Raw genomic sequence first — 12,424 nt, 5'->3', positions numbered from 1 at the left:
TTTGGTCTTCTTTTGTGGTTAAAACAGCGGTTGTTATCGTCTTCCGCACTGTTACTTTCTAAAACCTATCGAAGCAAATGGAAGGGCAAGTCGCAATGAGCTGTGCCAATATTCCCAATTGTGCACGCCATTGCGAATGCGAAGCTCGCTCTTGATGCCTGCTTTGGCATAGAGTTGGTGAATCTTAAAGGATAGGTCAACTAAATAATCGTCATCTCCGCAATCGAAAAACCAGCGAACAGAGCGCAGCTGTTGTTTCGTTGTTTCGTCAGCGTTCGTGATGAAATCAATTGCCGAATGGTCACGTACCGATTTAGAAACATAGTACAATTTGTCTTTCCCATGTGGGGCAACCTCTGGTTCTTTGTTGTCTAACCAAGCACTCATGGCATAGCATGACGAGAAAAGCTCGGGATGGCGTTGGCAATACACCGTACTACCACCTCCGCCCATTGAGAGTCCCATAATGGCACGATGATTCTTGTCCGTGTAGGTGTGATATTTTTTCTCTACGGCAGGCATCAGTTCGGTAAAGAAGAACGTTTCATAGTTCCAACCAGGCATATTGAAATAGCCATTCCACTGATTCCTTACATCAGGATTTCCTGCATTGGGCATAATAATCACCATAGGCACAGCCTCCTGAGTTTCTATCAATTCGTCGGTTACTTCTTTCATGTTTGCCTTCGAAGCCCAATCTTTATAAGTGCCATACAGCCCATGCAGCAAGTAAACAATGGGGTACTTTTGTGACGACAGTTCATATCCTGTGGGTAAATAGACATTGTAGGTCATCGTACTATCCAGCACATTGCTGTGAATACTGTCGGTAATCACCTTGCCAGCCCATAATGGTGAGCTTATCCAAAAGAGAAAGACGAATAAAAAAAGCTTTTTCATTGTACTATTGTTTTAATTTATAACTATTTTTAGGTTGTATCAATGACTAAAGAATGCAAAGGTTGTCAGTAGCCCAACGCCTGTTGCATCCATACAAAGGTCATGGTTTTTTCATTTATATTGGTCGTTTGTTGTCAAAAACAATCATGTTCTTTTGTTTTAACAACAAATTGAACAAAAGAAACAAATCCGATTGCTGGAATCAATGAACGCTGGCGTTCACCGAATGAAACGAATTTGGCAAAGGTGTACAACATGTTGATGTCGACAGATTTGTTTCATTTGCAGAACGCTTGCGTTCATTGTCTTGTTTCGTTTATTTGTTGTATTGGTTTCATTTGTTGTTCAACAACATTGCCCTAAAATGCAAGAGCTGTTTACAAAGGTATATATTTTTTTATAACCAGATGGGGTGGGGAGATAAAAAAGCCTTATCAATTGAGGGTGAAAAGCAAGATTTTTCACATTCTATTTGCAAAACCATGAAAAAGTTGTATCTTTGCAAATCAGGGGCAAAGACTGGAACGCTCTTCACAAGAAATAGTTGTAGAGATTCGTGGACTTTGTTCTTGATACTACCACTTTTTCACGTTCATCACGTTGGTGTAGTGAAATCATCTTGGGGTTGACTGGATTTGACAGCGGGATGAAATGGTATGTAAGCACGCGGAGCATGGTTTGTTGGCTCCTAAATCTTAGCAGGCAACAATTTAATTGGCGAAAACAATTACGCTCTCGCTGCCTAATCGAAGTACAGTAGATTACTGGCTTTATCCCGTCAATAGTTGATGGGACGAGACATCGCTCCAAGGATGTGGTTCCGAATCTGAGGGTTGAGCGGTGCAGGTAAATCGGAAATAGTTTGTTGATGCCTCGCTCGGCAAATGAATTTTTAGAGGATAAGGTTATGGTTGGTGGTCTGGGTCTTGCCATAACACGAAAACTAAAGGCCAGAATAAGCGTGTAGAAAGCATATGGTTTCCCTGTTTGGACGAGGGTTCGACTCCCTCCAGCTCCACATTCTGCAAGAGCCTGTCAGTAAGTTACTGATGGGCTTTTTTGTTGGGTAGCATATCTTGCTCATGAAGAATGAATGATTGCGACCTTTGTTTTTTCAACTATTTTTTGCAAATCTTACAGAAAAGTCATACCTTTGCCGTCGGTTTACAAACAGTAAGCTAAGGGTGCTCACTTTTATTCGTGGGCTGAGAACAAACCTTCTGACCTGATCTGGGTAATACCAGCGTAGGAATTGACCAAGAAGCCAAGTGGGCGAAGTTCTTTAACTGTAAAACTTTGCACTTGCTCTCTCCCTTATTTATGTATTTATTGATGACTTATTTTTATCAATGAAAAAGTTTTTATGGGCAGTGTTTGCAATGACTGCCGCCAACGTGTATGCGGTGCAACCTATTGACACCTTGCATACTTACGAGTTACAGGATGTACAAGTAATTTCTACTCGTGCCAACAAGAAGACGCCTATGGCGCATTCGGACTTGACACAAAAGCAAATCAAGCAGATGAACCATGGCAAGGACATTCCGTTCTTGCTGTCTACCTTGCCATCAATTACCCTTACTTCGGATGCGGGTAACGGCATTGGGTACACCTCTCTGCGTGTGCGTGGCGTAGACCCTTCACGCGTCAACATCACGGTGAACGGCATTCCGCAGAACGATGCCGAGAGTGCAACCCTCTTTTGGGTGAACATGAGCGACTTTGCCTCGAGTGTGCAGAGCATGCAGCTGCAACGTGGAGCTGGTACGTCTACCAATGGTGCGGGTGCTTTTGGCGCTACCTTGAACATGCAGACCGAGAATATCGGTACCAAACCATTCTTCGGCATCGACCTTTCGGGCGGTAGTTACGGTTCGCACAAGGAGACTTTGCGCTTCGGAACAGGGCTTATCGGTGGCCATTGGGGCATACAAGGGCGCCTTTCTGATATCGGTAGCGACGGCTATCTGGATCGTGCTTCCACCAAACTCAATTCGTATTTCATTCAAGCGGGCTACTTCTCGGACAACACTATGGTGAAGTTTGTTACCTTCAATGGCGTGGAACGTACTTATCACGCATGGTACTACGCTTCCAAATACGAGCAAAGTTTGTACGGACGCACCTACAATTCGGCCGGTGAGTATATCGATGCCGAGGGTAACGTGAAATATTACGACGGACAAACGGATAACTACCACCAGCAAAACTACCAGCTGCATTGGAGTCAACTGCTTGGAGACCAATGGAAACTCAACGTTGCCTTGCACTATACCAAGGGCAACGGATACTACGAGCAGTACAAAGGAAAAGGCAATTGGTATCAATATCATCTGTCTAAAGACACCAAGTTGTTGGGCGACTTAGTGCGCCAAAAGAAGATGGACAACGATTTTTATGGTGCTGTAGGTTCCATTAACTATGACAACAACCGTGGATTGACTGCCAACATCGGTGGCGGTTGGAACAAATATGTGGGCGGTCACTTTGGAAAAGTCATTTGGACGGGTGCACCTTTCTATCAGATAAAAGATGCCAAGGGCAAAAAGAAGAAGGTGTATCAAATGGGACCCTCCACATTGGAGCCTGATAACGAGTATTACAACAACGATACCAAGAAGGTGGACGGCAATGTTTACGGAAAGGTAAACTGGGAGTTCGTAAAGGGTTTGAGTGCCTTTGCCGACTTGCAATATCGTCATGTGGGCATTAAGATGACAGGTCTTTCCGACGCATGGGACGACAATAACAAGCAGGTTGTCTTCAATCTTGACCAAAAGTTCAATTTCTTCAATCCTAAGTTTGGACTCAATTATCAGGCTGATGCCAACAACCGCGTGTATGCATCGTATGCCATTGCGCACAAAGAGCCTACTCGCAACAGTTTTGAGCAAAACCTTGACACCAAGTTGGAGGCAGAGAAATTAGGCGATTTGGAAATAGGTTACCAGTTTGCCAGTGCCAAATACAGCGCAGGTGTCAACCTGTATTATATGAATTATAGCAACGAATTTGTGCTCACTGGCGAACTGGATGCCATCGGTGAGATGAAGACAAAGAATGCAGGTCGTAGCTATCGCATGGGTATTGAATTGGAATCGGCTTGGCAGCCTGTCGACTGGTTCACTTGGAACGTTAATGCCACCTTCAGCAAGAACCGTGTTAAGGACTGGATGGTGAAGTTGGAAGACAAGAAGAACGTTTCTTTGGGCGACACACCTACCAGCTTTTCTCCAGATCTTATCTTCAACAACATCTTCTCATTCAACTACAAAGGGTTGTCTGCCAATGTTCATACGCAGTATATCGGTGAGCAGTATCTCACCAATACAGGACTGAAAAGCTATCAAACCAAAGACGACAACCGTCAAGACATTGACGTGAGCATGATGTTGGGCAGCATCTTTACCACCAACCTCAATGTGGCTTACACCTTTGCCTGTCACAAGTTGGGCTTGAAAGAGGCTACCGTTGGCTGTACCGTCTACAACCTTTTCAGTGCCAAATACGACAATAACGGCTGGGCAGCACCTGATTTTAAGAAGGATGCACAAGGCAACGTTGTAGCTACCTATGGCAAAAACGGACAGTATATGGCTGGCTTTGCGCCACAGGCTCCCATCAACTTCATGGCAAACTTGTCATTGACGTTCTGATAAATATCAAATCTTACCCACCTCTTTGGCGAAGAAAAGCACAAGGGGGTGGGCTTATTTTTATAACATGACATTCGATTGGTTGGATATAGTCACTACCATTTTGGGGCTTGTCTATATCTATTTGGAATATAAAGCTAGCATTTGGCTGTGGATAGTGGGCATTGTGATGCCTGCCATGGACGTGTTTTTGTATTGGAACCATGGATTATACGGCGATGCGGGCATGGCAGTGTATTACACATTGGCTGCTATTTACGGTTATATTGCGTGGAAGTGGGGCAGTAAGCTCTTCAATCAAAAAAAGCAAGAACTGCCCATTACGCACATGCCCGGCAAGCATTATCTGCCCACTTTCGCGTTCTTCGCCTTGGCGTGGGGCGTTACTTATTATGTGTTGGTGCGCTTTACCAACAGCAACGTACCTTTATTAGACAGCTTTACCAATGCACTCAGCTTCGTTGGCTTATGGGCTTTGGCGCGCAAGTATGTAGAGCAATGGCTCTTTTGGATAGTGGTCGATGTGGTTTGCACTGCGCTGTATGTGTACAAGGGCATTCCTTTCAAGGCAGGACTGTACGGACTTTATGTCGTTATTGCCGTGTTAGGGTACTTTAAGTGGAAGTCGATGATGAAACAAGTAGCGTCATGAACTATCAGCTCATCAACTCATCAACCAATTTCGACGTGGTGGTTTTGGCAGGCGGTGATTATCCGCAGCACCCTATACCCACCCAAATCTTGCAACAAGCGCCACGCATCGTGTGTTGCGACAGCGCCATCGAGTTGCTGCATCCCTCGTTATATAATAAGGTAGAAGCCGTGGTTGGCGATGGTGACTCGATGTCTGAGGCTGCCAAACGACAATTTCATGACGTGCTGCATGTTGAGCATGAGCAGGAAGACAACGACCTTACCAAGGCTACCCGTTATTGTGTCAGTCGCAACTACAACCGCATCGCCTATTTGGGAGCAACGGGAAAGCGCGAAGATCATACCTTGGGAAACATCTCCTTATTGTTGCGTTATTTTCAAACCTACGGCGTGCAGCCTGTCATGGTGACCGATTACGGCACGTTTGTGCCTTGTCATGGCGATTGCACCTTCGAGTCGTTTGCCAAACAACAAGTAAGTATTTTTAATTTCTCATGCCATCGTATCGAAAATAAGGGTTTGCGTTGGCAATCGCATGCCTATCAAAGTTGGTGGGAAGGCACGCTTAACGAGGCAGAAGGTGCATCGTTCAGCATTCAATCCGATGGAGATTATTTGGTTTATCGCACCCACGAGCCCAAATAAACCAGACATGCAGTCTTAAAAAATCGCGAAAAATCTTTACCTTTGCAGCGATTTTTTAATAAATAACAATGGTAAAAGAACAGTTTAACAAGCGCAGTCCGCTGTGGTTCAAGCATTTTAATCGCAAAGGATATTCGCTCTTCGCTGCTCTTGGTAAAGAAGTTTTGATTAGTGTTCTTAGCGTAAGCACATTGACTTACGCAAAGGCAGACGGTGTAAGTGTACGCCGTAACTTGCCAAATGACCTACTTACAAGCCAAGCAGTGAAACTGAGCGAAGTAGTCGTCACAGGCTCTCGCGCTCCGCTGACCGTCAGTCAGCAATCGAGAATGGTAACTGTACTGAGCCGAAAGGATATTGAATCGGCTCCGGTACAAAGTGTGAATGACCTATTGAAATTAGCAATAGGGGTAGATGTCCGCCAGAAAGGTCCCTTGGGAGCATTGACCGATGTGGGTATCCGTGGCGGAAACTCGGAGCAGGTCACCATTCTGTTGAATGGTATCAATATCTGCGATGCGCAAACCGCGCACAATGTGTTCGACATTCCTGTCGATTTGAGCGAAATCGAACGCATAGAAGTCTTGGAAGGCCCGGCAGGTAGGGTTTATGGCACATCTTCTTTATTAGGTGCCATCAACATTGTCACCAAGGCAGCAGCCCGCACTTCACTCACAGCTCGTATGGAAAGTGGCTCATATGGTTATCTCTCCACAGGTCTAAGGGGCAACATCGCCCGTAATAATTGGAACAACCAGCTTTCTCTCTCGGCTACTCGAAGCGATGGTTATTCACGCAGCAAGGCAGGAAACCTGAATGCTGATTATCGTACGTTCAAGTCATTTTATCAAGGAAGCTATCAAGACAGTTGGGTTGATGTAAAATGGCATGCCGGCATGAGCTTGAAAGATTTTGGATCAAACACGTTCTATGGCGTGAAATGGGACAACCAATTTGAGCATACTTTCAAGACGTTCACAGCCATACAGGCTGAGAACAAGCAAGGTAAATTTCACCTTCGCCCGTCTGTTTATTGGAACCGGGGCATGGATAGGTTCGAGTTGTTTCGTGGAGAGCCTAACAAATATCCGTTCAACTACCACCGAACCGACGTGTATGGCGTCAATCTGAATGCCTACTTTGATTGGGTTGGAGGTAGAACAGCCTTTGGTGCTGAGCTGAGACACGAAGACTTGATGAGTGGAAACCTTGGGGAGAAGCTCGAGAACCCACAGCACATTCATGGCACTGACCGTCAGTACACCAACGGATTGCAACGCACCAATACGCAATTTGTATTTGAACATAATGTGCTACTCAATAGGTTCACGCTCTCGGTGGGCTTGATTGCCGTGAAAAACAGTCAGGCGAACATGAACATGCGCGTGTATCCCGGGGTAGATATGAGCTATCGCATCGGTGATGCCTTCAAGCTTTATGCCTCATACAACACCTCGCTGCGTATGCCATCCATGACGGAATTGTTCTATTCTGTAGGTGGTCACAAGGCCGACAAGCACCTTAAACCAGAGGAACTGTCCGCCCTCGAAGGAGGAATCAAGTTTGGCAACCCTTACATCAATGCCGAGGCAGCCGTGTATTACAATCATCACAAAAACTTGATAGACTGGATACAAGACGGTACACGCAATGAAAAAAATGAATTAGTGTGGAAAAGTGTCAACTTTGGCGTTATCAATTCATTGGGTGTTGAGAGTAGTTTCGACTTTAATTTCCTACACATTCTGCCATCACAGCGTTTCTTGAAGAAAGTGTCTTTAGGTTATTCCTTTATCAATCAAGACCACAAGGAGGAAAAAGGCATTGTCAGCAAATATGTCTTGGAGTATCTCAAGCACAAGTTTGTGGCTGATGCACAGCTGCATCTCATTGGTAAATTGGATTTAGGTTTGTCTTGCCGCTATCTTGACCGTATGGGAAGCTACAAGGACAGAGAGGGAGTGGCTCACTCGTACAAACCTTATAGCGTGGTGGATGCACGTCTGACGTGGAACGAAAGTAACTGGAAGGCGTATCTCAATGCCAACAACATCTTGAACAAGACCTACATGGACGCAGGCAATGTGCCACAACCAGGAATTTGGATCGTGGCTGGTGCTGCCCTTACCTTATAATAGTTCATCTTTTATTTACTATTATGATAGTCGTCAACAGGAGGTTCTAACAGTGCCTCCTGTTTACGTTTGCTGTTGACAGCCATTGCATTCTGCCATTTCCTCCACCTTACAATCATGTTTAGTGAAGGGTAGAAAAGCGGTATGTTATTTGTAGGATGAGAGCCATTGTTTTCAAAAAATGAGTATCTTTGCAGTTACAAGGGAGAGTTTCCTTGGTATATATCATCAATACCGTGTTTCATGAAAGAACGATTGACTTACATTTTCTTCTTATTACAAATGATTTTACCTTTCCAAAGTGTTCAAGGTGCAAGTGTTGATTCTGTATTGCAGCAAAAGATGTTGCAAGAACAACAAACATTTTTAGCTCAGATGAAACCGGGATTGCAACATCTTCAAATGTTGGCTGTACGTGCAGCAATCAATGGAGATGACACACAATTACAGCAAATACGACAGAGTAGGAACCATGCAAGCAAGTTGCCTGATTCGCTACATGCTTTTTATCCTACACCCGACATTTGTATATATATGCCCAAAAACGCTGTGCGTCAAAAGCGTCCCCTTTTGCTTTATTTGCATGGTGGTGGTTGGTGCTTTGGTAGTATTAACAGTTGTGCACAATTTTGTGCTGCGGTTGCTATAGAAGCCAATTGTGTTGTGGCAGCACTCGATTACAAACTCTCCCCCAAACATCCTTTCCCAGCCCCTTTGGAAGATTGCCAAAGAGCCATAAAATACCTTCGCAAGCATGCCGCAGAATGGGGATGCGATACTATACAAATAGCGATAGGGGGTGATAGTGCTGGTGGCAACTTGGCTTTGGCAACGGCTTTGTCGGTACAAGGAATTTCCAAAGTGATACCTATTTATCCTGTTACAAAGCTTTTTACCGAACACACCGATTCATGGAAAACGTATGGGAAAGGTTATGGCAATGATGCCGAACTACTTGAAGCCTTTAATGAAGCCTATGGTGGGCAGCAAGTGCGGCATCCATTGGCGTCCGTAGGATTGGCAAGTGACGAGATGTTGAGCCAATTGCCACCAGCTCTCTTTATTTCGGCAGGTCATGATATCTTGTTCGACCAAACCAAAGAACTGGTATGTCGACTGAAAAAACTTCATCGTCCTGTTATTTATGAGGTATATCCCACTGCCACACACCTGTTTATTACCGTACCCGGACAACCTACTGCCTTTCATGAAGCCGTGAAAAGTGTCGCTCTGTTTCTGAACAGCGCTTATTGATGTTGCATAACGACCTGACGTGTGCTTGCTTGGAGGATTACTCTTCCTGTGTGGTTCGGTAATCTAACGGAAGAAAGGAGTGTCAGTTCTCGTTCGACATCATTTTCAAAGTTCCACAACTGTAATGCCTGCCCCACCAAACTGTACATGTTCGTCCCGATATTGCACCACGTTGGGGACGCTTGCGAGATAGTCACGAATGAGTTGGCGCAAGATACCGTTGCCTTTCCCATGCAGGATGCGCACCTGACTCACTCCCATTAAAATGGCATCATCAATGTAATACTGTACGGCATTCAACGCCTCGTCGCCCCTCATGCCTCGCACATCTAACTCTTGCTTAAATGCTTTTCGATGCGTGTCTATCGTGTCGCGTGTTGTTCTACTTACCTTCACCGCCCCTAATCGTTCTTCACGAGAGGGCGAAGCCAATGTTTGTGTCGCATGTTCCAATCGGGTGATCCGTACCTTGGTACGCATATCGCCAAAGACTACAGTAGCCATTTTCCCCTCTACCTGCACTATTGTTCCCACCGTTGTCAGTCCAATCATGCGCACTTCATCGCCCACAGCAAAGGTGTCAGCACTCTTTTTGGTTGCAGCAACCAGTTTGTTGGCTTGCTCTTCCTTTTGTTTTTGAGCTTCACGGTCATTTTTTCGTTTCTCTCTTCGCTCCTTGCGTTGTTTCATTTGCGCTACCTTTTTGGCAAAATCCTCATCGCTCATCACGCCACTTTTGGCATTTGTAGTCTCTTGTTGCAACCCCCTCTCAAAGGTTTTCAGTTCTTGGCGTATCTTTTTGGTAGCTTCTTTTTCTGCCTGCTGCTCCCTTATTTCCCGAATGGCATTCTCTATTCGCTTGTTACTCTCTTGCAACAATTCGTCCGCTTGCTGCTTGGCACGCTTGACAATCAATTTTCGTTCTTGCTCCAAGTCTTTGATGTCCTGTTCATATTGTGCCGTTTTTCTCTCTAATTCTTTCTCGAGTAGCCGAACTGTTTGGCGTTTATTCTCCCAATATCGCTTATCGCGCACGATATCTTGCAGATATTTATCGCTTTGGATGTAATCTGTTCCAACGATTTCGGATGCCTGACGAATCACCTCTTCAGGTAAGCCAATCTTCCTACTTATCTCAATAGCAAAGCTACTTCCAGGCTGTCCAATCGCCAATTGGAACAAGGCTTGCATCTCGTGGCGGTCGTATAGCATCGCACCATTCACCACCATGGGGTGCGAGTCGGCAAAATGTTTCAGGTTTTGGTAGTGTGTGGTGATGATTGCCCACGCCTTTTTGTCGCAAAACTGTTGTAGCACTGCCTCGGCAATGGCACCTCCTATCTGCGGTTCGGTGCCCGTTCCGAACTCGTCAATCAGTAATAGCGTGCGGTCGTTTGCCGTTTTCATCATGTTTTTCATGTTCAGAAGATGACTCGAATAGGTACTCAAATCGTTCTCAATGCTTTGTTCATCGCCAATATCTATCATGATATGTTCAAACACCCCTGCCTTCGAACGTTCGCCAACGGGTATGCACAGTCCGCATTGTAGCATGTATTGCAGTAGACAGGCGGTCTTGAGACACACCGATTTACCGCCAGCATTCGGTCCAGAGATGATGAGGATGCGTTTCTCGGCAGTCAGTGTAATGTCCAATGGCACCACTTTCTTGCCTTGTTTGGCTAACGACTGGCGCAACAAGGGATGCACCGCACCTATCCAGTCGATGAGTGGTTGCGCTTCAATCGTGGGGGCTATGGCTTTTGTTTGTTTTGCCAATTGTGCTTTAGCGTAAATAAATTCGATGTTTCCTAACATGCGGTATGCCTGCAACAGTTGCGGAATACGAGGTCTGATGCTTTGCGTCACGGCTGTCAAGATACGTATTACCTCCTTGCGCTCCTCGGTTTCGAGCTCTCTGATGCGATTGTTGGCTTCTACCACCTCGGTAGGTTCGATAAATACGGTGCGTCCTGTTGCCGACTCATCGTGCACAATTCCTTTTATTTTGCGCTTCATGCCGGGAGCAATAGGTATAACCAACCTACCGTCACGTAAGGTAGGAGCCACGTCTTGGTCGACAAGTCCGTCACTCTGTGCAGTGCGCAAGATGCTATTGAGTGTGCGCGAAACGCTCCCTTCGGCTCGCTTCAATTCCATACGAATTTGTGCCAAGGCAGGTGTGGCGTTGTCACGAATATGTCCTAATTTATCCAATATCTGGTCAATACGCTGTAGGATTTGTGGAAACAACGTCACCTTCTCCGTTAGCTTCGATAAAACCGGATAACGATAGGGCATGGGTGCCGAGTCGGTGTCCTCACCATTTGACGACTCATCGGACAAGTTTTCTCCATCCTCGCCTTGTCTGAGCAAGTTCACCATGCGAAAGATGGTGTCTAAAGAGCGACGCAAGTCAAACAGTTCTTCTTCCTCCAAGTGTGTGTTCTCCAATCGTATGCGTGCCAAAGCAGCCCGCATATCGAAGAAATATTGTAGCGGAAACCGCTCCTCTTCTTCCATTACTCTTTGCAACTCGCAGATTTGTTGCAGCCATTGGCTAATTTCTTCTATGCGAGTGGAGTAAGTCATCCTATCAACCAGTTCTTGTCCCATGGTCGATAAACATGCGTTTTTGAGCATTGCCCTTATTTGATCGAAGCTAATTTTGCTTTCAAAGTTGTGTGGATAAATCATGTTGCAAAGTTACACATTTTTCCTTGTTTAGCCATGTGAAAGTTGAAACAACAAGTTAAGGTTGTTCACGCAACGTAAAACGTGCATCTATATGTCCTCATTCGCGCATTTGGTGATCTGAAATTGAATCCATCAACAAGAAAAATTATCAAGAAAAAATGACTGATATATGCGGCATGTGATGCAAAAATAAACTGTCAAATTATTTAACAAAAGGTGCTTCATAACTCGCGTATTTTGAACCAACTGTTCCGTTGGTTGCAAATACGCGAGTTTTGAGAAAGTTTTATAACTGCTTTTGACACAATCTGTTATGCGAATTGAGCAAATGTAGCGACGATTTTTTCACTCAATTTGTGGTGAAAATGGGCAAAAAAGTGCTGTTGAAACAATGCTTTAGCGGTTCAAGATAATTCTTAAACTACAACTGATTGAAAATAAATAAGTTACCTTGTTGATAAGACTAAACTGGTAACGATTTAG

General features: G+C 45.0%; 7 protein-coding genes, 1 other RNA gene and 1 riboswitch. Of the genes, 6 read left to right on the top strand and 2 right to left on the bottom strand.

Annotated features, from left to right (window positions below; translation table 11 throughout):
* Positions 1-51: 51 nt before the first annotated feature.
* Positions 52-900 carry an alpha/beta hydrolase gene (locus DEM91_RS04850; RefSeq protein WP_249858157.1) on the bottom strand — a complete coding sequence of 283 codons (849 nt, stop codon included), beginning with the start codon at positions 898-900 and terminating at the stop codon, positions 52-54.
* 621 nt (positions 901-1,521) lie between these two features.
* Between DEM91_RS04850 and ssrA the strand changes: the two genes are divergently transcribed.
* The 6 genes from ssrA (at position 1,522) to DEM91_RS04820 (ending at position 9,244) form a co-directional block, all read left to right on the top strand.
* Positions 1,522-1,921: a transfer-messenger RNA gene (gene ssrA / locus DEM91_RS04845) on the top strand.
* Positions 1,922-2,070: 149 nt separating this feature from the next.
* A riboswitch (TPP riboswitch) is annotated at positions 2,071-2,170 on the top strand.
* A 79-nt stretch (positions 2,171-2,249) separates the two neighbouring features.
* Positions 2,250-4,556: a TonB-dependent receptor gene (locus tag DEM91_RS04840; protein ID WP_249858156.1), complete on the top strand. Its 2,307-nt coding sequence runs from the start codon at positions 2,250-2,252 to the stop codon at positions 4,554-4,556.
* Positions 4,557-4,623: 67 nt separating this feature from the next.
* On the top strand, positions 4,624-5,208 hold the full coding sequence (pnuC, locus tag DEM91_RS04835) for a nicotinamide riboside transporter PnuC (RefSeq protein ID WP_249858155.1): 585 nt from the start codon (positions 4,624-4,626) through the stop codon (positions 5,206-5,208).
* Entirely contained in the window at positions 5,205-5,855 is a 651-nt protein-coding gene (locus DEM91_RS04830) for a thiamine diphosphokinase (protein ID WP_249858154.1), read from the top strand. The genes pnuC and DEM91_RS04830 overlap by 4 nt, the downstream gene beginning before the upstream one ends.
* A gap of 68 nt (positions 5,856-5,923) precedes the next feature.
* On the top strand, positions 5,924-7,990 hold the full coding sequence (locus tag DEM91_RS04825) for a TonB-dependent receptor (protein ID WP_195252215.1): 2,067 nt from the start codon (positions 5,924-5,926) through the stop codon (positions 7,988-7,990).
* 243 nt (positions 7,991-8,233) lie between these two features.
* The gene (locus DEM91_RS04820; protein ID WP_195252216.1) at positions 8,234-9,244 is read left to right on the top strand and encodes an alpha/beta hydrolase; all 1,011 of its coding nucleotides are present in this window, start codon (positions 8,234-8,236) and stop codon (positions 9,242-9,244) included.
* A gap of 105 nt (positions 9,245-9,349) precedes the next feature.
* On the opposite strand, the gene DEM91_RS04815 is transcribed toward DEM91_RS04820, so the two are convergent.
* Positions 9,350-11,941 (bottom strand): endonuclease MutS2, encoded by a 2,592-nt coding sequence (locus DEM91_RS04815; RefSeq protein WP_249858153.1) that lies wholly within the window; start codon positions 11,939-11,941, stop codon positions 9,350-9,352.
* Positions 11,942-12,424 lie beyond the last annotated feature (483 nt).

Origin of the sequence: Prevotella sp. TCVGH (assembly GCF_023522295.1) — a bacterium.
In the GTDB taxonomy this organism is placed as follows: domain Bacteria; phylum Bacteroidota; class Bacteroidia; order Bacteroidales; family Bacteroidaceae; genus Prevotella; species Prevotella timonensis.
This window is presented reverse-complemented; position numbering and strand designations above follow the sequence as displayed.

Coding starts and splice junctions, on each gene's coding strand:
- DEM91_RS04850 (WP_249858157.1), bottom strand. CDS start 900: ATGAAAAAGCTTTTTTTATTCGTCTTTCTCTTTTGGATAAGCTCACCA.
- DEM91_RS04840 (WP_249858156.1), top strand. CDS start 2,250: ATGAAAAAGTTTTTATGGGCAGTGTTTGCAATGACTGCCGCCAACGTG.
- pnuC (WP_249858155.1), top strand. CDS start 4,624: ATGACATTCGATTGGTTGGATATAGTCACTACCATTTTGGGGCTTGTC.
- DEM91_RS04830 (WP_249858154.1), top strand. CDS start 5,205: ATGAACTATCAGCTCATCAACTCATCAACCAATTTCGACGTGGTGGTT.
- DEM91_RS04825 (WP_195252215.1), top strand. CDS start 5,924: ATGGTAAAAGAACAGTTTAACAAGCGCAGTCCGCTGTGGTTCAAGCAT.
- DEM91_RS04820 (WP_195252216.1), top strand. CDS start 8,234: ATGAAAGAACGATTGACTTACATTTTCTTCTTATTACAAATGATTTTA.
- DEM91_RS04815 (WP_249858153.1), bottom strand. CDS start 11,941: ATGATTTATCCACACAACTTTGAAAGCAAAATTAGCTTCGATCAAATA.